The sequence below is a fragment of the Pseudomonas sp. LBUM1664 genome (assembly GCF_059695895.1).
In genome coordinates, this window is the sequence record NZ_CP166791.1 from 5298793 (window position 1) to 5321631 (window position 22839).

Here is a 22839-nt window from a genome sequence, read left to right on the forward strand (position 1 = left end):
TATGCTGAGCAAGAAGATTCGCACCATTGTGGTGTTCGGCTGTATCGCAGCGATTTTCGCGGCGGTGGGCTACTGGAACATCAGCCCGGAACGCTTTCTCGACCAGCCTGCTGCCAAGGTTGAAGAGAATATCGACTGGTACGCGACCAACACGCATACCCTGCAATACCTGCCCGATGGCAAAGTGCAGTATGAGATGACATCGGACAAGGTCGACCACGTAAAGGCCACCGACATCACGCTGGTCACCACACCGGACCTGAACATGTTCCGCGGCACCGAGTTCCCGTGGCATGTGCAGAGCGTGCGCGCCGAAGTCAATTCCGGCGGCACCGAAGTGGAACTGATCGACTCGGTACGCATCGCTCGAACCGATGAGAAAAACCGTACGACCATCATTACCAGTAGTCGTATGACAGTCTTCCCACAGCAAGAATATGCGCAGACCGAGCAACCCGTTAGAATCGACGGCGCCGGTGGTGTATCGACCGGCACGGGAATGAAAGCGTATTTGAAGGAAAGCAGGATACACCTGCTATCGAACGTAAGAGGACAGTATGAAGCTCGCTAAAACCCTCCCTATTTTGCTCAGTCTGGGCGCAGCACTGGGAAGCGCGAGCGCCTGGGCCCTTCCCAACGACCGCGACCAACCTATCCGTATCCAGGCCGACGACGCTCAGCTGGACGACAAGAACGGTGTAGCCACCTATAAAGGCGATGTGATCATCACCCAAGGCACGATGAAGGTCACCGGCAATACCGTGACCATCACTCGCACCCCGACCGGCGATATCGACGTGGTGACCTCGGTGGGCAACCTGGCCTATTTCGAGCAGATGCAAACCGCGGGCGACACCAAGCCCGTGCAGGGCTACGGGGTGACTATCCAGTATCACGCTTCCCAAGATCGCGTTGTACTGATCGACCGCGCCAAGGTCATCGACAAAGACGGCAACACCACCCAAGGCGAGAAAATCGTCTACGACACGAACAAAAAACTGGCCAGCGCCGGTCGTGCCACGGGTAACAAGGTGACCGAGCAGCGCCCACGGATCGACATGGTGATCCAGCCTAAAAAGAAAACCGAGCAGAAGGCCCAGTAATGGCAACTCTGAAAGCTCAGCACCTGGCCAAGAGCTACAAGAGCCGTCAAGTCGTACGTGACGTCAGCCTGTCCATCGACAGCGGCCAGATCGTCGGCCTGCTCGGCCCCAACGGCGCGGGCAAGACTACCTGCTTCTACATGATCGTCGGCCTGGTCCAGGCCGATCAGGGTCGCGTGCTGATCGACGACCTGGACGTCAGCCACCAGCCGATGCACGGCCGGGCAAAGGCCGGTATCGGCTATCTGCCGCAAGAAGCGTCGATCTTCCGCAAACTGTCGGTTGCCGACAACATCATGGCGATCCTCGAGACCCGCAAGGAGCTCGACAAGGCTGGCCGCCGCCAGGAGCTGGAAAGCCTGTTGCAGGAATTCCACATCAACCACATTCGCGACAACCTGGGTATGAGCCTGTCCGGTGGCGAACGGCGACGCGTGGAAATTGCCCGCGCCCTGGCCACCGCACCGAAATTCATCCTGCTCGACGAACCGTTCGCCGGTGTGGATCCGATCTCGGTGGGCGACATCAAGCAGATCATCCACCACCTCAAGGCCAAGGGGATCGGCGTGCTGATCACCGACCACAACGTGCGTGAGACGCTGGATATCTGTGAAACCGCCTATATCGTCAATGACGGCCAGCTGATCGCCGAAGGCGACTCCGCCACCATCCTGGCCAATGAACTGGTCAAGGAAGTGTATCTGGGCCATGAGTTCCGCCTGTAAGCACAAAGTGTCTGGCGAATCGCCCGGGCGTCGTTTAATTTTATTACGGCGACGCCCTAGGCAAACACTCCAGTTTCAGGCATATAATTTGCTTATGTTTGGCGCTTCGGCGCCCTGTAGTGGATGGCGCATGTGCGCCGGCGAATTAAGGTGTTAAGCCCCAGCCATGAAACCATCGCTAGTCTTGAGAATGGGCCAGCAGCTGACGATGACACCGCAGCTGCAACAGGCCATCCGCCTGCTCCAATTGTCGACCCTGGACCTGCAACAGGAAATCCAGGAGGCCCTGGAGTCCAATCCGATGCTCGAACGCCAGGAAGAAGGCGACGACTTCGACAACACCGATCCGCTGGCCGACAACGTCGAGCAAAAAACCAGTACCGAAATCCCGGAACCGTCCTACCAGGAAGCCGCCCCGACGGTGGATAACCTTGAGGATGGCGAATGGAACGAACGCATCCCCAATGACCTGCCGGTGGACACGGCCTGGGAAGACGTCTACCAGACCAGCGCCAGCAGCCTGCCAAGCGGCGATGACGACGAGTGGGACTTCACCACCCGCACCTCCGCTGGCGAGAGCCTGCAAAGCCATCTGCTGTGGCAGCTGAACCTGTCGCCGATGTCCGACACCGATCGCCTGATCGCCGTGACCCTGATCGATTGCATCAATAATCAGGGCTACCTGGACGAAACGCTCGAAGAAATCCTCGAAGCCTTCGACCCCGAGCTGGACATCGAACTGGACGAGATCGAAGCCGTCCTGCACCGCATTCAGCAATTCGAGCCGGCCGGCATCGGCGCCCGTAACCTGGGCGAGTGCCTGCTGCTGCAACTGCGCCAGTTATCCGCCAAGACGCCTTGGCTGGCCGAAGCCAAGCGGCTGGTCACCGATTACATCGACCTGCTGGGTGGTCGCGACTACAGCCAACTGATGCGGCGCATGAAGCTCAAGGAAGATGAACTGCGCCAGGTGATCGAACTGGTCCAGAGCCTCAACCCGCGCCCGGGCTCGCAGATCGAGTCCACCGAACCCGAATACGTGGTGCCCGACGTGATCGTGCGCAAGCACAACGATCGCTGGCTGGTGGAACTGAACCAGGAATCGGTGCCCAAGCTGCGGGTCAACGCCCAGTACGCAGGCTTTGTAAGGCGCGCTGACACCAGCGCCGACAACACCTTCATGCGCAACCAGTTGCAGGAAGCGCGCTGGTTCATCAAGAGCCTGCAAAGTCGCAACGAAACCTTGATGAAAGTAGCCACCCAGATCGTCGAGCATCAGCGCGGCTTCCTGGAGTACGGCGACGAAGCGATGAAACCGTTGGTCCTGCATGACATCGCCGAGGCGGTTGGCATGCACGAGTCGACGATTTCGCGGGTGACCACCCAGAAATTCATGCATACCCCTCGGGGCATCTATGAATTGAAATACTTTTTCTCCAGCCACGTCAGCACCTCCGAAGGCGGTGAATGCTCGTCCACGGCCATCCGCGCGATCATCAAAAAACTGGTAGCGGCGGAAAATCAGAAAAAGCCGTTGAGTGACAGCAAGATCGCTGGTTTACTGGAGGCACAAGGCATTCAGGTGGCCCGCCGTACCGTCGCCAAATACCGCGAATCCTTAGGGATCGCACCTTCGAGCGAACGCAAGCGGTTGATGTAACAGGCCACGCCACAGCGTTCCAGTGGCAGGTATTTCTGCCTGCCGCTTTATGCACTGGCAACGAAGGAGAAGCTGTATGCAAGTCAACATCAGTGGACACCAACTGGAAGTGACCGAGCCCCTGCGCACCTACATCGGCGAAAAACTCGACCGATTAGAAAGGCATTTCGACAAGATCACCAACGTGCAAGTCACGATGAACGTCGAGAAGCTGCTGCAGAAAATCGAAGCCACGCTGCATATCCCCGGCGGAGAAGTGGTCGCCAACGCGGAGCACACCGACATGTACGCCGCAATTGACCTGCTGACCGACAAGCTGGATCGCCAACTCAAAAAGCATAAGGAAAAGACCCAAAGCCTCCTTCAGGGCGCAACCGGTCGTTAACCCCCCCAATCCATGATCCGACTAGAATCCATCCTGACCCCCGGCCGTTCCCTGGTGAACGTGCCGGGTGGCAGTAAAAAGAAAGCCCTAGAACAAATCGCCGACCTGATCGGCCGCGAAGTGCCGGACCTGAAAAGGCAGGACGTCTTCGAGGCCTTGATCGCCCGTGAAAAACTCGGTTCCACCGGTTTTGGCAACGGCATCGCCATCCCTCACTGCCGCCTCAAAGGTTGTACCGCGCCAATCAGCGCGCTGTTGCACCTTGAAGCCGCCATAGATTTCGACGCCATCGACGGCGCACCGGTCGACCTGCTGTTTGTACTGCTGGTTCCGGAAGCGGCGACCGATGCGCACCTTGAGCTGCTGCGCCAGATCGCCAGCATGCTGGACCGCAAGGAAGTACGCGAAAAACTGCGCAGCGCACCGAGCAACCAGGCCTTGTATCAGGTAGTCCTGGACGAGCAGAGCGGTCATTAACATGCGCATGATCATCGTCAGTGGCCGCTCCGGCTCCGGTAAAAGCACCGCCCTCAATGTGCTTGAGGACAGCGGCTACTATTGCATCGACAACCTGCCAGCCGGCCTGCTGCCGGAACTGGCCGAGCGCGCCCTGATCCACACCGAACTGGCGCAACCCTTGGTGGCGGTGTCCATCGATGCACGCAACCTGCCGAGCCATCTGTCGCGGTTTCCTGAACTGCTCGAGGAAGTGCGCAACCGGCATATCCAGTGCGATGTGCTGTACCTGGATGCCGATGAAGAGACACTGCTCAAGCGCTTTTCCGAAACCCGCCGGCGCCACCCGCTGAGCAACGCCAGCCGCTCCCTGGCCGAAGCCATCCATGACGAAAGCCAGCTGCTGAGTCCGATCGCCGACCTGGCGGACCTGAAGGTCAACACCACGAACCTGAACCTGTATCAGTTGCGCGACACCATCAAGTTGCGCCTGCTGAACCAGCCGGAGCCGGGCACGGCGTTCCTGGTGGAGTCGTTCGGTTTCAAGCGTGGCATGCCGGTAGACGCCGACCTGGTGTTCGATGTGCGCTGCCTGCCCAACCCTTATTGGAAACCGGAATTGCGTGAGCAATCCGGGCTCGACCAGCCGGTGGTCGACTACCTGGCTGCCCAGCCGGATGTCGAGGACATGTATCAGGACATCTCCAGCTACCTGCTCAAATGGCTGCCCCGCTTCGCCGCGAGCAACCGTGCCTACGTCACAATCGCCATCGGCTGTACCGGAGGCCATCACCGCTCCGTCTACCTGACCGAACGCCTGGGTCAGCTCCTGCAACAATCCCTGAAGAACGTCCAGGTTCGCCACCGCGACCTCAGCTAAAGGATTCACATCGCGATGCCTGCTCAGGAAATTGAAATCATCAACAAGCTGGGTCTGCATGCCCGTGCGTCGGCCAAGTTCGTCGGGGTTGCAGGCCAGTTCAAGGACACCAGCATCAGAGTCGGCCGCACGCCGGAGTCCACGATCGACGGTAAAAGCATCATGGCGATGATGATGCTCGCCGCCGGCAAGGGCACCAAGATCTACCTGGAAACTGAAGGTGAGCAGGCACAAGAAGCAATGGATGCGCTGAAGGCCCTGATCAACAACTTTTTCGACGAAGGTGGATAACCCCACCCCCTGTTGCTCTGTTCGACTATCAGGCCAACGCCGTATCCATCACCATCATCAAACAAAACCCCACCAGCAACCCCAGGCTCGCCAGCTTCTCGTGACCGTTGCGACGGGATTCGGGAATGACCTCATGGGTCACCACCAGCAACATCGCCCCGGCCGCAAGCGCCAGCCCCAAGGGCAACAGCAGTTCGGCCAGGCTTACCAGCCAGGCGCATAGCAGCGCGAACACTGGCTCGACCAGCCCAGACGCGGCGCCAATCAGGAACGCCTTGACCCGCGACATCCCGGCCGTGGCCAACACCAGTGCGATCACCAATCCTTCAGGTACATCCTGCAAAGCGATACCCATCGCCAGGCTGTCGGCATCGGGCATGCCGCCGCCCGCCGACACGCCGACGGCCATCCCTTCCGGAATGTTGTGGGCAATAATGGCAAACACGAACAACCAGATCCGCGGCGCGATCATCAAACGCCCAGGTACCTCTACCAGCCTTTCTGGCGTAGAGGACACCTTGCGATCTACCAAGTACAGCCCGAAAGCGCCTAGCAGGATGCCGAAGCTGATCAGGCCGCTGGCCGCCCAAGGCGTGAGCCCCAACTGCTCGGCGGCGGCAATCCCCGGCACGATCAGCGAAAATGCAGTGGCGGCGAGCATCACCCCGGCACCGAAGCCCAGCAGCGAATCGCTCACGGCCTGGGGCATGCGCCGGATGACCAGCACGGGCACGGCGCCTAACGCCGTACCCAAGGCACAAAGACCACCGCCCTGCAGCGCACGCAGCAGCTTGGGCTCCAAGTCCAGCCAAGCCAGGCCCTGCGCCGCCAGTAATGTCATCCCAGCCAACAGCAACAGCGAACCCAAGGCGTAGCGAAACATCCGCCCGCTTCCTATCGCCAGTGTTTGAGTATCCATAGTCAGCCTTGGGTTGTTTTTATGAAGGGCTCAGGCCAGCGCAGCCTGATAGCGCCGTGCCACTTCCGGCCAGTGAATCACGTTGTAGAAGGCATTGATGTATTCCGGACGACGGTTCTGATACAGCAGGTAATAAGCGTGTTCCCACACGTCCAGGCCCAGAATCGGTGTATTGCCATTCATCAACGGGCTGTCCTGGTTGCCGCTGCTTTCCACCACCAGGGTCTTTTGCGGGGTCACGCTCAACCAGGCCCAGCCGCTGCCGAAACGGGTCAGCGCCGCTTTGGTGAAGGCTTCTTTAAATCGTTCGATGCCGCCCAGTTGCGCCTCGATCGCTGCGGCCAGTGCACCCTCAGGCTGACCGCCACCCTGGGGCGCCATGACCTCCCAGAACAACGAATGGTTGGCATGACCACCGCCCTGATTGATCACTGCGGCCCGCAGGCTTTGCGGCAATTGCTCCACACTGGCCACCAGTTTTTCGACGGGCCATTGGGCGTATTCGGTGCCATCCACCGCGGCGTTCAGGTTGTTGATGTAAGTCTGGTGGTGCTTGGTGTAGTGGATCTCCATGGTTTGCGCATCAATGTGCGGTTCCAGGGCGTCGTAGGCGTAAGGCAACGCAGGCAAGGTAAAAGCCATTTTCAATGAACTCCGTGATGAAGAGGGGCGTTGCGATGCCGGGGCGCAGCGGCATTGCAGTGCAACAGGCGTTGGGTGCGCGGGTACTCACCGTGCTCACTGATGAAATTCAGCAGTTCGACGTAGGTCTTGTGGCTCTGACGCATCGCGGCAGCACGCAGGGCTGGTGCCAGACGCTCGTCCTGCAGGGCCTGCAACAACCGTTGGTGGATGGCGCACAGGTACTCGGCGCTCTCCTCCGGCTGGTTCAGGCGCAAGTGCAAATCCGCCAGGTTGTGATGGGACACGACACAGGCGGCCACGGCTTCGTCGGCGTCTGCCCAGCGCTCAAACAGCACCTGGGCCAACGCCAGCGCTTGCAGATACGCTTCGCGGGCGTCCACCAGCTCGCCTAGCATGAAACAGCGATTGGCCCGTTCGATCGTGCGTTTCCAGTGTTCCATGATGAGTCCTCCACACAGGTGTCGGGGTTACACGCCGCCGGCGGTGAGCTTCTCGGGGTCCAGCAGGACCTCCAGTTCGCTGCGCGTCAGATCGGTGTGTTCCAGGGCGACATCAATGACCGGGCGGCCTTGCTGATAAGCCTTCTTGGCGATTTCAGCGGCTCTCTGGTAACCGATGATCGGATTCAGCGCCGTGACCAGGATCGGGTTACGCGACAGCGCTTCCTTGAGCCTGGTCTCGTTGACCTTGAATGTGGCGATGGCCTTGTCCGCCAGCAACCGGCTGGCCGTGGACATCAGGGTGATGCTGCTCAGCAGGTTCTGGGCGATGATCGGCAGCATCACGTTCAGCTCAAAGTTGCCCGACTGACCGGCGATGGTGATCACCGTGTCATTGCCGATCACCTGGGCCGCCACCATCGCGGTGGCTTCAGGAATCACCGGGTTGACCTTGCCAGGCATGATCGAAGAGCCCGGTTGCAGGCCTTCAAGTTCGATTTCTCCCAGCCCCGCCAGCGGCCCTGAATTCATCCAGCGCAGGTCGTTGGCGATTTTCATCAGCGACACTGCCGTGGTCTTGAGCTGCCCGGAAACCGCCACGGCGGTGTCTTGGGAGCCGATCAAAGCGAACAGATTCTTGCCTGGCGTGAATTGCACCTGGGTCAGTTGGGTCAGTTGTTGGCAGAACAGCTCGGCAAATCGCGGATGGGCATTGACCCCTGTGCCGACTGCAGTACCGCCCTGGGCCAGGGACTGCAGGCTTGGCAGCAGGTCCTGCAAGTGGCCGATATTAGCCTGGAGCTGCTGCGCCCAACCGTCGAGCACCTGGCTCAAACGCACCGGCATGGCATCCATCAAATGGGTGCGGCCGGTCTTGATGAACGGGTGAACCTCTTCAGCCTTGCGCTCGATCACCTGCACCAAGTGTTTCAGCGCTGGCAATAATTGTTCATGCAAGGCCAGCGCGGCGCTGACGTGGATGCTGGTGGGGATGATGTCATTGCTGCTCTGGCCGCAATTGACGTGATCGTTCGGGTTGACCGCCTCCCCCAGCAGACGACTGGCAAGGGTGGCGATGACTTCGTTGGCGTTCATGTTGGAACTGGTGCCAGAACCGGTCTGGAAGATATCCACCGGGAAATGATCCATGAAATGACCTTCGAGCAGCCCTTGGGCCGCATCGACGATGGCCTTGCCCTGGGCCACGCTAATTTGTTCCAGCTCTACGTTGGCGCGGGCGGCGGCGGCCTTGGCCAGGATCAAGGCGCGAATGAACTGCGCCGGCATGCGCTGGCCGCTGACAGGAAAGTTATCGACAGCACGCTGGGTCTGCGCACCGTAGAGGGCGTCCGCCGGGACTTGAAGTTCGCCCATGCTGTCGCGTTCGATACGGGTATTACTCATCGGGGAATCCTTGCACCAGTTCAATAAGAGGAATCGACGGTTCCAGGGCACAGGTCGCCAGTGCCCAGGCATGGCTCTGCCAGCGCTTGAGACGGCAGCGGCAAAGCGATTGACGTTCGAGGTCGCGCAATGGGCGCCAGGCCTGGTCGAGGCAGAGGTTGCGCCAGTGCCAGGGCAACGCGACATCCGAGGCGGTATCGAGCAGCAAGCGGAAGGTGGTTTCGGCAATCATCCACGGCGAAGTGGCAGTACAGCAGACCAGATAGCGACCCTCGGCCAGGTAGTGCTCGATCAGCCGCGGCTCATCCGGGCTCATCGCACAGCGGATCTGGCGGCTCATCCAGCGCCAGGTTTCAAGGTAAGGTTGCTCGTGCAGGGAAGAACTCATGACCGGGCTCACTCGGCGAATGAGATTCATTATTAGATGATAATAAGAACCAACACAAGCTTAGTGAGGAACACAGGAGGTTTTTGCGAACACAAAAAAGGCGCGTCATCCCAGCGGATGACGCGCCTTTTTTATGGCGATGAAGGTCAGCTACCCGCCACCGTCATCCGCTCGATCAGCACCGAGCCGGTGCGGATATTGCTGCGCAGTTCCAGGTCGTTCCCTACGGCCACGATCTGCTTGAACATATCGCGCATGTTACCGGCGATGGTCACTTCCTGGACCGGGAACTGAATCTCGCCGTTCTCGACCCAGAACCCCGCCGCGCCACGGGAATAGTCCCCGGTGACCATGTTCAGACCATGGCCCATCAGCTCGGTCACCAGCAGGCCTCGGCCCATGCGTCGCAGCAAGGCGGTCTGGTCTTCTTCGCCATGGGTCACGAACAGGTTGTGCACGCCACCGGCATTGGCGGTGCTCGGCATGCCGAGTTTGCGGCCCGAATAGGTGCCGAGGATGTAGGACACCAGCTCGCCGCTCTCCACGAACGGCTTGGCGTAGGTCGCCAGGCCATCGCCATCGAAGGCCGAGCTGCCCATGGCTTGCATCAGGTGCGGACGTTCGTCGATGGTCAACCATTGCGGGAACAGTTTCTGGCCCAGCGCGCCTTCAAGGAAGGACGACTTGCGGTACAGGTTGCCGCCGGACACCGCCGACAGGAAGCTGCCGAACAACCCACCGGCCAGCTCGGCAGAAAACAGCACCGGCACTTCACAGGTTGGCACCGGCCGCGCGCCCAAACGGCTGGCCGCCCGTTGCGCGGCTTTTTGGCCAATGCTCACGGGGTCCGCCAGCAATGTGCCCTGACGGTTTACGTCGTACCAGTAATCACGCTGCATCTGGCCGTTGGCTTCGGCGATCATGACGCAGCTGAGGCTGTGACGGGTCGAGGCATAACCGCCGATGAACCCGTGGCTGTTCCCATATACCCGGCAGCCTTGGTGGGTATTGAGGGTAGTACCGTCGGCGTTCTTGATCCGACTGTCGGTATCGAACGCCGCCGCTTCACAGCGCAGCGCTTGTTCGATGGCCTGTTCTGGGGTGATGTCCCAGGCGTGGAACAGGTCGAAGTCCCGCTGTTCCTTGCACATCAGCGCAGCATCGGCCAAGCCTGAGGATTCGTCTTCGGAGGTGTGTTTGGCAATCGCCAGAGCCGCGGCAACGGTTTCACGAATCGCCTCAGGACCACTGGCCGAGGTACTGGCCGAACCCTTGCGCTGGCCTACGTACAAGGTGATGCCAAACCCCTGGTCGCGATTGAATTCGACGGTTTCCACCTCACGCTGGCGTACCGACGTCGACAGCCCCTGCTCCAGGGACACCGCCACCTCACACGCACTGGCGCCCTGTCGCTTGGCTTCGGCGATGATCTGCTCGACTTGCTCCTGCAGGGCCGGCAACGCTTGCGGACCGACGCTCTGAACTGCACTCATGGTGTTCTCCACTCAAATTCTGCTCTCGGTAATGGCCTTCGAGCGACCGGGCCGGACAAGCGGCCCCCGACTGGTTATCATGGCGGCGTTTCTTTGCGGACTGCCACCATGGTTGATTCTTACGACGACTCCCTCTACGAGGGTGAAAAAAGCAAATCCCAGGTCAAACGCGAGCTGCATGCTCTGGTTGACCTCGGCGAGCGCCTGACAACACTCAAGCCTGACTTGCTGGCTAAACTGCCTCTGACCGACGCTTTGCGCCGGGCCCTGGCCGATGCGCCCAAGCACACCGCGAATATCGCGCGTAAACGGCACCTGCAATTCATCGGCAAACTGATGCGCGATCAGGACACTGACGCCATTCTGGTTCTGCTCGATCAACTCGATGCCTCCACCCGGCAGTACAACGAACGCTTCCATGGCCTGGAACGCTGGCGCGATCGCTTGATCGCAGGCGATGACGGCGTGCTGGAAAAATTCGTCATCGACTACCCGACGGCCGACCGTCAGCAACTGCGTTCCCTGATCCGTCAGGCCCAGCACGAACTGGCGCAAAACAAGCCACCGGCCTCGAGCCGTAAAATCTTCAAATACATCCGTGAGCTGGACGAGACTCAACGCGGCCTGCGCTGAGTTTCATCCGGTCCTGTAGGAGCTGCCGCAGGCTGCGATCTTTTGATCTTTTGATCCTTTGGTCTTTCGCTTGAGACTCAAGCGTCAGGGGAAAGATCGCAGCCTCGTTGCACTCGACAGCTCCTACACGGATCGTGTGCATCCTTATGCGCCCGTGCCACCCACGGTAATCGCATCGATCTTCAGGGTCGGCTGACCGACACCCACCGGTACCGATTGGCCGTCCTTGCCGCAAGTCCCCACGCCACTGTCCAGCGCCAGGTCGTTACCGACCATCGACACCTTGCTCATCGCCTCCGGTCCATTGCCGATCAGGGTCGCACCTTTGACCGGCACGGTGATCTTGCCGTCTTCGATCAGGTAGGCCTCGCTGGTGGAGAACACGAATTTGCCGCTGGTGATGTCCACCTGGCCGCCGCCGAGGTTGGCGCAGTAGATGCCTTTTTTCACCGAGGCGATGATTTCCGCCGGATCGCTTTGGCCACCCAGCATGTAGGTGTTGGTCATGCGCGGCATCGGCAGATGCGCGTAAGACTCGCGGCGGCCGTTGCCGGTGCGGGCCACACCCATCAGCCGGGCGTTGAGTTTGTCTTGCATGTAGCCCTTGAGTACGCCGTTCTCGATCAGCGTGGTGCACTCGGTTGGAGTGCCTTCATCATCGATGCTCAAAGAACCGCGACGCCCGGCCAGGGTGCCGTCATCGACAATGGTGCAGAGTTTGGAGGCAACCATTTCACCCATGCGCCCGCTGTAGGCCGAACTGCCCTTGCGGTTGAAATCGCCCTCCAGACCGTGGCCCACCGCTTCGTGCAGCAGCACGCCGGACCAGCCGGAACCGAGCACCACTGGCAACGTACCGGCCGGGGCCGGGATCGCCTCAAGGTTGACCAGCGCCTGGCGCAACGCTTCGCGGGCATAACCCATGGCACGGTCTTCGCTGAGGAAATAACGATAATCGGTGCGCCCGCCACCGCCATGACCGCCACGTTCACGGCGACCGTTCTGCTCGACGATCACGCTGACGTTGAACCGCACCAGCGGCCGTACGTCCGCCGCCAGGCCGCCGTCGGTAGACGCCACCAGAATCCGTTCCCAGACCCCGGCCATGCTCACCGACACTTGCTGGATACGCGGGTCGAGGGCGCGGGTGGCGACGTCGATGCGCTTGAGCAGTTCGACCTTTTCGGCGCGGCTCATGACCTCCAGCGGGTTGTCCGGCGCATACAGCTGGGCCACGTCCTGGCTGCTGAAGGCCTGGACCGTGCCGTTCTGCCCGGCGCGGGAAATCGAACGGGCTGCACGGGCTGCGGCACCCAGGGCTTCGAGGGTGATAGCGTTGCTGTAGGCAAAACCGGTTTTTTCGCCGGACTGGGCACGCACGCCCACGCCTTGGTCAAGGTTGAAACTGCCTTCCTTGACGATGCCGTCTTCCAACGACCAGGACTCGGAGATCTGCCCCTGGAAATACAGGTCGGCGGCATCGATGCCCGGGCCGGCCAGGTCGCCCAGCACGCCTTGCAGGCTTTCAATGGTCACGCCGCCGGGAGCTAAAAGATGTTCACTGACTGAGGACAACAACCCGCTCATATGTTTTACGCCTTAAATTCGTCGTCTTGGACAGGCCGCTGTCGGGCGCCCTGCGAGAAAAAGCGCCGATGGCTGGCCACCGGCATGCGCGCCCGGATGGACGCCTGTTCACTGCTGTCGCGCTCGGCCAGCAGCACGGCCTCACCTTGATCCTGTTGCGCGAGCACACGACCCCACGGGTCGATAATCGCGGCATGGCCAAAGGTTTCCCGTGGCCCCGGATGCACCCCGCCCTGGGCGGCAGCCAGCACATAGCACTGGGTTTCGATGGCGCGGGCGCGAATCAGCACCTCCCAATGGGCGGTGCCGGTCACCGCGGTAAACGCCGAGGGCGCCGTGATCAGCTCAGCCCCCGCTGCCCGCAATTCGCTGTACAGCTCGGGGAAACGCAGGTCATAACAGACCGTCAGGCCAACCCGTCCTACGGGTGTATCGGCGACCACCACGTTGCTGCCATAAGCATAGTCATCAGACTCGCGATAGCGCCCTCGATTGTCCGCCACGTCCACGTCGAACAGGTGCAGCTTGTCGTAGCGCGCCACTATCTGGCCCTGATCGTCGACAAGCAACGAACAGGCATGGACCTTCGCCTCGGGCTGGTCCACTGGCGGCAGCGGCAACGTGCCAGCCACTATCCATAACTTGAGGTCGCGGGCGACCTGTTTCAACCAGGGCAGGATCGGTCCCTGACCAAAGGCTTCGGCACGACCGATGTCGGCGACGTCCCGCCGGCCCATGGCCGCGAAATTCTCAGGCAGCACCGCCAGCCTGGCGCCGCCGGCGGCAGCCTGTTCCAGCAGCACACGGGCACGCGCCAGGTTGGCGAGCACATCGCTCTGGCTGACCATTTGAATCACTGCCACTGGCATGGTGCTTCCTCACTTTTTGCATCGTTTGCCTGTGGGAGCGCATCGCCTGTCAGAACTTGTCGAAGGTGATCTTCGGCTCTTTCCACGGGCCTTTGACGTCGTATTTTACGCTGGCAAAACGCGCCACGCGGTCACCGATCAGTTTGTCGATCAGAAACAGCGCCCCACCCACCGCCGGTGCGCCGACAAGCAGCGCGGCAATGGGCAGGTTGTTAGTCACCGGCAGCGTCACCAGCAGCTTGGCGTCGACCCGGTCGGCCACCATGTCCAGCGTTCCGTTGAGTTCCAAGTTGCTCGACGGCCCCGTCAGGACGATGGGTTCACGGGTTACGTATACACCATCGCTCGCCACCAGCAACCCTTTGACCCGGTCGTAGCTCAGGCCCTTGCCGAACAGGTCGGAGAAGTCCAGGCGCAAGCGCCGGCCAATTGAGTTGAAGTTCAACAGCCCGAACACTCGCAACGCCTGGGCACTGCCTTCAACCTCAACGAACTGGCCCTTGTTCAGCGACGCATCGAGGCTGCCGGAAAAGCGTTTGGTGGCAACCCACGCCGGCGAGCCAGGCCAGCGGCCATCGACATCCATGTGGAACTCCTGGCTGGTCACGCTCGGTGCGAAGCCCCACCCCTTGAGCACATCGGCCAGGTTCTTGCCGCTGATGCGGCCCTTGTACCAACTGGTGGTGGAACCGGGTACACCTTCCCAGCCGCCACTGCCGTTCAAAACCATGCCCTTGAGGCCCATGTCCAGATTGTTCAGCGCGATGCCCTTGGCGGTGGGGCGCACCTTCAACGACCAGGCACCGATGAGATCAGGTCCCTGGAATAACTGGTCGATAGAAATATCCATCGCTGGAATTTGGCTGGGGTCGACCGACGCCAGCGGGTCGGGTGCGTTTTCATCGGCCTGAACCGTCGGGTCTGCGGCCGGCAGGCGCACATAGTCAAGCTTGATACCAATCGGTGCGGCCTTGGCGTCTGGCAGGCTGGCGCTGCCCTTGGCCTGCTGGCTGTCGAGCTGCATGTTCCAGGCACCCGGCTTGCGGTCGAGTTGCACCGAAGCCTGGTCCAGCGTCGTGCCCATGGCCGTGAGCTTGCCGATTTTCAGATCGGCACTGCTGAGCAGTTGCTTGGCGCTGCCGCCCGGATCCTGGCCGGCATATTTGTTCACCAGATCCTGCCACGGACTCACGTCCAGCTCCGATAGCGTCCCACGCAATCGCAGCCCCTTGCCCCCAGGCAGAACAGCATCGCCGTCCCCCAGCAACAACTCGCCGCGACCATCGGCAATCTTCCCGCTCGGCGCCGCGTAGGTGAAGCTGGCCAGGTCGCCATAATCGACCCAGTAACGCCGCTCCTCCCCTTCCAGGGTCATGCGAAACACCGTGTCGCGCCCGACATCGGCGGCCATGCCGAAGGGTGCTGGCAGGTCCAGCGTCACGCCCTTGAGACTGGAACTGACCGACAACCGGCTGTCGGCCCCGTCGAGGATCACTTGCAACTGATACGGAATCACCCCGGACACGGGCAATGGCTGGGTAACGTTCAGCCAGTCGGTGAGTTTCTTGACCTCCACCTGCCCGGACGCGGCCACCCGCGTATTGAGCGCACCGGCACGGCCCTCGGCAAAAATCTGCGCCGTCACAGGGCGGTCGAAGGCCCGCGCACTGATGCCTTTGCCGCTCAGCCCTTTACTGCTGTCGAAGCGGAAGTCGCCCTTGAGCTGGGTCAGTTCCAGCACCGGGTCGTTGAGTTTGAGGCGGGCCTTGTCGGTGGCGAAATCCACCAGAACCTTCGGCTGCTCACCTTTTACCAGAGGAATATCGAGCTTCACGCTGCCTTGCAGATCGCCCTCGCCTTCCCAGCCGGCGAACGTCTCGGCCGTACCGATCGGCGCGGTCTGGAGGATTTTCAGTCCGTCCCCCAGCCCTCCGACAAACCCACCGTCCAGCAGCAGATGAGCACTCTGCCCGCTGGGTACGTGGGGAATGTTCACCGAAACGTCCTTGACTTGCGTGTCCAGCAATTGCCCTTGGCTCGCTAAGATTCGCACACCGCTGTCTTCGACGAAGACCTCGCCGCTGACCTTGCTGACCGAAGGCCAGCCCGGCTGGAACGCCAGTTCGGCGTCATGCACCTTGAAAAACAGGCTGATGCTGTGAGCCGTGTCCTCGGCACCGTGGTTCAGCGAACCTTGGTACTGGAAAAAACCCTCATCCACTGCGCCCTTGACGATAGCCGTGCGCAACCACTCATCCAGTGCCGGGCTCAGGACCGCAGGCAAATATTTGGCGGTGTAGCGTCCGTCGCCGTCCACCAGGCCAACCCGCAGGTCCATGTAGTCTTCCTGGCTATGGTCAAAATGCAGGCGGATCAGGAAATCGCCGGCAATCCGGCCCTCCTCCCCCAGCACTTTCAGGTATGGCGCAACCAGGGTGAAGCCTTGCTTGTCCAGCTTCCAGGTCAGTCGTGCGTTGGCCTGCAAGTATTGCCAGGGCTTGGCGAAGATCGGGTCCAGGTGCAGGGAAAAATCCTTGCTGTCCATGCGCAACTCGCCGCCGCCGAGGTCGCCGCTGAGGCTGCCCGAGACGTTTCGCGCAGCCGGGGCGCCGCGATAGGCATCAAAGCCCACGGTGTCCAGATTCGTGGCGAAGCTGATTTTTTGATCACCGGTGTTCTGCGGCCGGTAGTCCAGTAACACGTTACGCAGGCCACCGGTCACCTTGAGCCGCTCGATCGTCGTCGCGACGCCTTCGGGCAGCGGCGCCAGGGCATTGAGCAAGGGCGTGAGCGGCGTCAGGTCGAGGCGATCGGCCTGCAAATGCCAGAGTTCTTCAGCCTTCTCGGTGGCGTTGCTCTGTTGCAGTTGCAGACGTGATTCCCAGCGGGTCTCGCCCAGGTTCATCGCCAGGGAGTCGAACGTCGCGGTGAACCCTTGGCTGCTGCGCTGGAAATACCCGTTGAGGGCCAGATTGCGGATTTGCACAGGCTTGCGCTCGGCGTAAGCGCCCTGAAGTTCTGGCGCGTTCAAGCGCATGGCCGCGCTTTGCACCGCGCCTTCACCCCAACTGAACCAAAACTCGCCGCCGGCCTTGATCTGAGAAAAATTCCATTGTTGGGTCAGGCGTTTCGGCAGCCATTTGGACCAGTCGCTTTGCGGCAGGCTCAGGTAGGCATCGGCCTGGCCATTTTTCCAGTCGCTGGCGCGAATGCGGGTGCGCAGGTTGATCGCCACGGGCTGGCCGTCAGGCAGGGTCAGGCGGGCGTCCAGGCGCTGGCGGGTGGCGCCGGTTCGCAGGCTCAGGCCGACATAGGTCAGGGTCAACGGCGATTGGTCCAACGGCTGCAGGGTCACCTGGCTATCGAGCACCGACAGCTTCGAAACCATCTGTATCCGCTCAAGCAGTTGCTGTGGATCGAGCGGCTGATCGTCCTGCACCGGCAGGCCTTCCAAGGCCCACTTACCATCGGCGCCTTCCTTGAGGCTGATCTTCAAGCCGCTGAGTTCCAGGTGGGCAATGCGCACCTGACGCGCCAGCAGGCTTTCCCACAAGTCGGGCACGGCTCGCACCTGATCCAGATGCAAGGCATTGAGGCCCTCGCCGATCATCACATCATGCGCCAGCAGAATCGGCGCCAGGGCCCTCCAGCTACCATCGAGGCTACCGATCTGTACAGGCATGCCTAGCGCTTGCCCGGCCCGGGTTTGGACCTCGGCGCGATATTCGGCCACCAGCGGGACCAGTTCCCGACCGAGGCTGACATACAACGCCAGCAGCACCAGCAGCAGCGCACACAGGCCCAGCCCCCAGCGAGTCAACGCAGCCAACATGCGTGTCAGACGCTCCATGTCAGCGGGCTCCCCAGGCAAAGGTATTCAATTGGCGGGCCCGCCACATCAGAAGCCACTTCAGAGCAGCACCACGTCGTATTGTTCCTGGGAGTACATGGTTTCCACCTGAAAGCGAATGGTGCGACCGATAAAGGCTTCCAGTTCCGCGACGTTACCCGACTCTTCATCGAGCAAGCGGTCCACCACTTTCTGGTTCGCCAACACTCTATAGCCGGTGGCCTGGTAGGCGCGTGCTTCCCGGAGGATTTCGCGGAAGATTTCGTAACACACGGTTTCGGGGGTCTTGAGCTTGCCCCGGCCCTGGCAACTGCTGCACGGCTCGCACAGCACTTGTTCGAGACTTTCTCGGGTGCGCTTGCGGGTCATCTGCACCAGGCCCAGCTCGGTGATGCCGATGATGTTGGTCTTGGCGTGGTCGCGCTCGAGTTGTTTTTCCAGGGTCCGCAGCACCTGGCGCTGGTGCTCTTCATGCTCCATGTCGATGAAGTCGATGATGATGATCCCGCCCAGGTTGCGCAGGCGCAGTTGACGGGCAATGGCCGTGGCCGCTTCCAGGTTGGTCTTGAAGATGGTCTCTTCGAGGTTGCGATGGCCGACGAATGCCCCGGTGTTGACGTCGATGGTGCTCATGGCCTCGGCCGGATCGACCACCAGATAGCCACCGGACTTGAGCGGCACCTTGCGCTCAAGGGCTTTCTGGATTTCGTCCTCGACGCCGTACAGGTCGAAAATCGGTCGCTCGCCAGGGTAATGCTCGAGACGGTCGGCGATTTCCGGCATCAGCTCAGCGACGAACTGAGTGGTTTTCTGGAAAGTCTCCCGGGAATCGATGCGAATTTTTTCGATCTTGGGGCTGACCAGGTCTCGCAGGGTCCGCAGCGCCAGGCCCAGGTCTTCATAGATCACACTGGGGGTGGCGATGGTCTTGATCTGCGCAGCGATCTGGTCCCAGAGCCTGCGCAGGTAACGGATGTCCATGAGGATTTCATCGGCCCCGGCACCTTCGGCCGCGGTGCGCAGGATGAAGCCACCGGCTTCCTTGATGCCTTCTTTTTCCACACAGTCGCTGACCACCTGCTTGAGGCGGTCGCGCTCGGCTTCGTCTTCGATCTTCAGGGAAATGCCGACGTGGGCGGTGCGCGGCATGTACACCAGGTAGCGCGACGGAATCGACAGCTGCGTGGTCAGGCGTGCGCCCTTGGAGCCGATGGGGTCTTTGGTGACCTGCACCACCAGGCTCTGGCCTTCATGGACCAGCGCGCTGATGCTCTCCACGGCCGGCCCTTCGCGCATGGAAATTTCCGATGCATGAATGAACGCCGCGCGGTCCAGGCCAATGTCGACGAACGCGGCCTGCATGCCCGGCAACACCCGCACTACCTTGCCTTTGTAGATATTGCCGACGATGCCACGCTTCTGCGTGCGCTCGACATGAACCTCTTGCAGAACACCGTTTTCAACCACCGCCACGCGCGATTCCATCGGCGTGATGTTGATCAGTATCTCTTCACTCATGGCAGGGTCTCGTTCAGGCATATTCACGATTATGGCCGCATCAAGTCAGACGGCGCTCAGCGCGCACTCAAGGTTTGCCAACAGGGTATGCCGAAATGGCCCAGCAGTTCTGTGGTTTCGCACAGCGGCAGGCCAACCACGGCCGAATAACTGCCTTCAAGGCCAGCGACGAACACCGCACCCAGTCCCTGGATGCCATAGCCGCCGGCCTTGTCACGGGGTTCACCGCTGGCCCAGTAAGCCATCGCTTCCTGTTCAGTGATGGAACGAAAGCGCACCCGGCTACGGACCACACGGGATTCGCAGCGCTGTCCGTCCAGCACGGCAATGGCGGTCAACACCTCATGTTCTCGACCGGACAGGCTCAGGAGCATCGACAGAGAGTCGGCCTGGTCCAGTGGCTTACCAAGAATCCGCCCGTCCAGCACAACCGCGGTGTCGGCGCCCAACACGCAACCCTCCACGCCTGCTTCCACGGCGCGCCGCCCGGCCTCGGCCTTGCCGCGCGCCAGGCGCTCGACATAGGCCGATGGGGTTTCGTGATCCAGGGGAGTTTCGTCGATGTCCGCGCTGACGGCGGTAAACGGCACACCGATCTGCGTGAGCAGTTCACGCCGACGCGGCGAGCCTGAGGCGAGGTAAAGCGGTTTCATCAAGACATCTCCCTATCAAGGCCAATGCCTGACCGAATCAGTTGATTTTGAAACGCAGGCGCAGGCCACGCAAACCGAAGCTGACCCACGGCCAGAGCAAGGCACTGACCAGGGCCGGCAGCACCAACGCCAGGGTCGGTTGACGATTGCCGGTCAGCGCGCTGAGCCACAGCTGCACCAGTTGCGCCAGGCCGAAGATCACCAGGATCACCAGGCACTGCTGCCACATGGGGAACATCCGCAAGCGCTGTTGCAGCGACAGCACCAGGAACGTGATCAGCGTCAGGATCAACGCGTTCTGCCCCAGCAGCGTGCCATAAAGCACGTCCTCGGCTAGGCCCAGGCACCATGCGGTGACCATGCCGACCTTATGTGGCAAAGCCAGCGCCCAGAATGCCAGCAGCAGGGCCAGCCACAGCGGCCGCAGGATTTCCATGAACTGCGGCAATGGCGAAACGCTGAGCAACAGCCCGATGGCGAAGGTCAGCCAGACTATCCAGCCGTTACCGGATTGAGTACTGCTCATTCTTCTCGTGCTCCCCTGGTGGCTGGCGCGGCGGCCGGCGTGGAGACAGGCGGTTTGGCCGCGGGCCGGGCAGAATGCGTCGCCGGCGCGTGGCTGGACGGCCTGCTCGGTGTCGCGGCAGGTGCGGCGGGTGCAGCGGCCGGTGTGGTTGCCGGAGCCGCGGCAGCCGGTGCAGGCACTTGAGGTTTTGGTACGGTGGCCGGGGTTGGCGGCTGAGTGCCCGGGACGGCCGACTCGCCGCCCTGGCGGTCCTCGGCTTCCTGGGCCACGGCGGCGGCGTTGGCACGCTCTTCGGGTGTGCGGTTGTCGCTGAACACCAGCAGCAGGTAGCGGCTGCGGTTCAACGCGGCCGTCGGCACCGCACGCACGATGGCGAACGGCTGGCCGGAGTCATGGATGACCTCCTTGACCGTCGCCACCGGATACCCGGCCGGGAAGCGTTGGCCTAGGCCGGAGCTGACCAGCAGGTCGCCTTCCTTGATGTCGGCGGTGTCAGCCACGTGGCGCAGTTCCAGACGTTCCGGGTTGCCGGTGCCGCTGGCAATCGCGCGCAAGCCGTTGCGGTTGACCTGCACGGGGATGCTGTGGGTGGTGTCGGTCAGCAGCAGGACGCGCGACGTGTATGGCATCAACTCCACCACCTGGCCCATCAGGCCACGGGCGTCGAGCACCGGCTGGCCGAGGACCACACCGTCGCGCTCACCCTTGTTGATGATGATGCGATGGGTAAAGGGGTTGGGGTCCATGCCGATCAGCTCGGCCACTTCGACCTTCTCGTTGACCAGCGCAGAAGAATTGAGCAACTCGCGCAGCCGCACGTTCTGCTCGGTGAGGGCCGCCAGCTTCTGCATGCGCCCCTGCAACAGCAGGTTTTCGGTCTTGAGTTTTTCGTTTTCGGCGACCAGCTCGGTACGGCTGCCAAACTGGCTGGCCACACCTTGCCACAAGCGCTGCGGCAGGTCGGTAATCCAGTAGGATTCCATCAACACCAGCGACATCTGGCTGCGCACTGGCTTGAGCAGCGTGAAACGGGCATCGACCACCATCAGCGCAACCGATAGCACAGTCAGCACCAGCAGGCGCACACCCAATGAGGGGCCTTTGGCAAAAAGCGGTTTAATAAGCCGCTCCTCCCAGGCAAACGTTCTCTTTATTCATACGGTATCGAACCGGCCTGGATACGAATGACAGAAGATAAACGCCAACAGGCAGCACTGCAAAGTGCTGCCTGGGAGCGAACAACATAGACCCGCCAGCAAACTTATTCGCTGGAGAGCAGATCCATGGTGTGCTTGTCCATCATTTCCAATGCACGGCCACCGCCGCGGGCAACGCAAGTCAGCGGGTCTTCGGCAACGATCACCGGCAGGCCAGTTTCCTGGGCCAGCAGTTTGTCGAGGTCACGCAGCAACGCGCCACCACCGGTCAGCACCAGGCCGCGCTCGGCGATGTCCGACGCCAGTTCCGGCGGCGACTGCTCCAGGGCGCTCTTGACCGCCTGGACGATGGTCGCCAACGACTCTTGCAGCGCTTCGAGCACTTCGTTGGAATTGAGGGTAAAGGCCCGTGGAACGCCTTCGGCCAGGTTACGGCCGCGAACGTCGACTTCACGCACTTCACCGCCCGGATAGGCCGTGCCGATTTCCTGCTTGATGCGCTCGGCGGTGGATTCGCCGATCAGGCTGCCGTAGTTGCGACGCACGTAAGTGATGATCGCTTCGTCGAAACGGTCGCCGCCCACACGTACGGATTCGGCATAGACCACACCGTTGAGGGAGATCAGTGCGATTTCGGTGGTACCCCCACCGATGTCGACGACCATCGAGCCGCGGGCCTCTTCGACCGGCAGGCCGGCACCGATGGCAGCAGCCATCGGCTCTTCGATCAGGAACACTTCACGGGCACCGGCACCGAGGGCCGATTCACGGATGGCACGACGTTCCACCTGGGTGGACTTGCATGGAACGCAGATCAGCACACGAGGGCTGGGCTGCAGGAAACTGTTTTCGTGAACTTTGTTGATGAAATACTGCAGCATCTTTTCGCAGACGCTGAAGTCGGCGATCACGCCGTCTTTCATTGGACGAATGGCCGCAATGTTGCCCGGCGTACGGCCCAGCATGCGTTTGGCTTCCGTACCGACAGCCACGACGCTTTTCTGGTTACCGTGGGTGCGGATGGCCACGACCGAGGGTTCATTCAGGACGATACCGCGCTCGCGCACGTAAATAAGGGTGTTGGCAGTGCCCAGGTCAATGGAGAGATCGCTGGAAAACATGCCACGCAGTTTCTTGAACATGGGAAAGGGACCCTAGGCAACGCGTGGGTAAAAAAGTGCGGCAAACTCTAACAACGACAGGGATTTTGGGCAAGGCGCCAATATGTTAAATTGACCGCTTTTATGTGCACCAAAC

Annotated in this window: 23 protein-coding genes; 9 read left to right on the forward strand and 14 right to left on the reverse strand. The window is 61.1% G+C overall.

What is annotated here, in order from left to right:
- Position 1: 1 nt before the first annotated feature.
- The 8 genes from lptC (at position 2) to ACA047_RS24810 (ending at position 5500) form a co-directional block, all read left to right on the forward strand.
- The gene (lptC, locus tag ACA047_RS24775; RefSeq protein ID WP_497353882.1) at positions 2-571 is read left to right on the forward strand and encodes an LPS export ABC transporter periplasmic protein LptC; all 570 of its coding nucleotides are present in this window, start codon (positions 2-4) and stop codon (positions 569-571) included.
- On the forward strand, positions 558-1103 hold the full coding sequence (gene lptA / locus ACA047_RS24780) for a lipopolysaccharide transport periplasmic protein LptA (protein ID WP_497353884.1): 546 nt from the start codon (positions 558-560) through the stop codon (positions 1101-1103). Before lptC ends, lptA begins: the two co-directional genes overlap by 14 nt.
- A complete protein-coding gene (lptB, locus tag ACA047_RS24785) occupies positions 1103-1828 on the forward strand; it encodes an LPS export ABC transporter ATP-binding protein (protein WP_025211858.1) in 726 nt (241 codons plus the stop codon). The genes lptA and lptB overlap by 1 nt, the downstream gene beginning before the upstream one ends.
- 166 nt (positions 1829-1994) lie before the next feature.
- The gene (locus tag ACA047_RS24790; RefSeq protein ID WP_497353886.1) at positions 1995-3488 is read left to right on the forward strand and encodes an RNA polymerase factor sigma-54; all 1494 of its coding nucleotides are present in this window, start codon (positions 1995-1997) and stop codon (positions 3486-3488) included.
- A gap of 76 nt (positions 3489-3564) precedes the next feature.
- A complete protein-coding gene (gene hpf / locus ACA047_RS24795) occupies positions 3565-3873 on the forward strand; it encodes a ribosome hibernation-promoting factor, HPF/YfiA family (protein WP_003178005.1) in 309 nt (102 codons plus the stop codon).
- A 12-nt stretch (positions 3874-3885) separates the two neighbouring features.
- Positions 3886-4350 carry a PTS IIA-like nitrogen regulatory protein PtsN gene (gene ptsN / locus ACA047_RS24800; RefSeq protein ID WP_497353889.1) on the forward strand — a complete coding sequence of 155 codons (465 nt, stop codon included), beginning with the start codon at positions 3886-3888 and terminating at the stop codon, positions 4348-4350.
- A 1-nt stretch (position 4351) separates the two neighbouring features.
- Positions 4352-5209, forward strand: a complete 858-nt coding sequence (gene rapZ, locus ACA047_RS24805; RefSeq protein ID WP_497353891.1) for an RNase adapter RapZ — start codon at positions 4352-4354, stop codon at positions 5207-5209.
- Positions 5210-5224: 15 nt separating this feature from the next.
- The gene (locus ACA047_RS24810; protein WP_497353893.1) at positions 5225-5500 is read left to right on the forward strand and encodes an HPr family phosphocarrier protein; all 276 of its coding nucleotides are present in this window, start codon (positions 5225-5227) and stop codon (positions 5498-5500) included.
- A 28-nt stretch (positions 5501-5528) separates the two neighbouring features.
- On the opposite strand, the gene ACA047_RS24815 is transcribed toward ACA047_RS24810, so the two are convergent.
- From ACA047_RS24815 to pmbA, 6 genes are all read right to left on the reverse strand, one after another.
- The gene (locus ACA047_RS24815; RefSeq protein WP_497353895.1) at positions 5529-6419 is read right to left on the reverse strand and encodes a ZIP family metal transporter; all 891 of its coding nucleotides are present in this window, start codon (positions 6417-6419) and stop codon (positions 5529-5531) included.
- Positions 6420-6449: 30 nt separating this feature from the next.
- Positions 6450-7061 carry a superoxide dismutase gene (locus ACA047_RS24820; protein WP_497353896.1) on the reverse strand — a complete coding sequence of 204 codons (612 nt, stop codon included), beginning with the start codon at positions 7059-7061 and terminating at the stop codon, positions 6450-6452.
- Between the two features lie 2 nt (positions 7062-7063).
- Complete coding sequence (locus ACA047_RS24825; protein WP_497353898.1) at positions 7064-7504, reverse strand: DUF2753 family protein; 441 nt, start codon at positions 7502-7504, stop codon at positions 7064-7066.
- Positions 7505-7531: 27 nt separating this feature from the next.
- Positions 7532-8908, reverse strand: a complete 1377-nt coding sequence (locus ACA047_RS24830) for a class II fumarate hydratase (protein WP_497353900.1) — start codon at positions 8906-8908, stop codon at positions 7532-7534.
- Positions 8901-9296 carry a FagA protein gene (locus ACA047_RS24835; RefSeq protein WP_497353902.1) on the reverse strand — a complete coding sequence of 132 codons (396 nt, stop codon included), beginning with the start codon at positions 9294-9296 and terminating at the stop codon, positions 8901-8903. Before ACA047_RS24835 ends, ACA047_RS24830 begins: the two co-directional genes overlap by 8 nt.
- A 146-nt stretch (positions 9297-9442) precedes the next feature.
- A complete protein-coding gene (gene pmbA / locus ACA047_RS24840; protein ID WP_497353904.1) occupies positions 9443-10789 on the reverse strand; it encodes a metalloprotease PmbA in 1347 nt (448 codons plus the stop codon).
- A gap of 108 nt (positions 10790-10897) precedes the next feature.
- Here pmbA and yjgA point away from each other — a divergent pair, with 108 nt between their 5' ends.
- The gene (gene yjgA / locus ACA047_RS24845) at positions 10898-11422 is read left to right on the forward strand and encodes a ribosome biogenesis factor YjgA (protein WP_497353906.1); all 525 of its coding nucleotides are present in this window, start codon (positions 10898-10900) and stop codon (positions 11420-11422) included.
- Positions 11423-11566: 144 nt separating this feature from the next.
- Here the strand turns inward: yjgA and tldD are convergent, their stop codons facing one another.
- The 8 genes from tldD to mreB form a co-directional block, all read right to left on the reverse strand.
- Complete coding sequence (tldD, locus tag ACA047_RS24850; protein WP_497353908.1) at positions 11567-13009, reverse strand: metalloprotease TldD; 1443 nt, start codon at positions 13007-13009, stop codon at positions 11567-11569.
- A 5-nt stretch (positions 13010-13014) separates the two neighbouring features.
- Positions 13015-13878 carry a carbon-nitrogen hydrolase family protein gene (locus tag ACA047_RS24855; protein ID WP_497353910.1) on the reverse strand — a complete coding sequence of 288 codons (864 nt, stop codon included), beginning with the start codon at positions 13876-13878 and terminating at the stop codon, positions 13015-13017.
- A 49-nt stretch (positions 13879-13927) separates the two neighbouring features.
- Positions 13928-17728 (reverse strand): YhdP family protein, encoded by a 3801-nt coding sequence (locus ACA047_RS24860; RefSeq protein WP_497353912.1) that lies wholly within the window; start codon positions 17726-17728, stop codon positions 13928-13930.
- 60 nt (positions 17729-17788) lie between these two features.
- Positions 17789-19246: a ribonuclease G gene (rng, locus tag ACA047_RS24865; RefSeq protein WP_497353914.1), complete on the reverse strand. Its 1458-nt coding sequence runs from the start codon at positions 19244-19246 to the stop codon at positions 17789-17791.
- Between the two features lie 56 nt (positions 19247-19302).
- Positions 19303-19899, reverse strand: coding sequence for a Maf family protein (locus ACA047_RS24870; RefSeq protein WP_497353916.1), 597 nt, complete (start codon positions 19897-19899; stop codon positions 19303-19305).
- Between the two features lie 37 nt (positions 19900-19936).
- Positions 19937-20425 (reverse strand): rod shape-determining protein MreD, encoded by a 489-nt coding sequence (gene mreD, locus ACA047_RS24875; protein WP_092204996.1) that lies wholly within the window; start codon positions 20423-20425, stop codon positions 19937-19939.
- A complete protein-coding gene (mreC, locus tag ACA047_RS24880; RefSeq protein ID WP_497360534.1) occupies positions 20422-21546 on the reverse strand; it encodes a rod shape-determining protein MreC in 1125 nt (374 codons plus the stop codon). Before mreC ends, mreD begins: the two co-directional genes overlap by 4 nt.
- A gap of 140 nt (positions 21547-21686) precedes the next feature.
- Positions 21687-22724: a rod shape-determining protein MreB gene (gene mreB, locus ACA047_RS24885; RefSeq protein WP_002555108.1), complete on the reverse strand. Its 1038-nt coding sequence runs from the start codon at positions 22722-22724 to the stop codon at positions 21687-21689.
- Between the last annotated feature and the right edge of the window lie 115 nt (positions 22725-22839).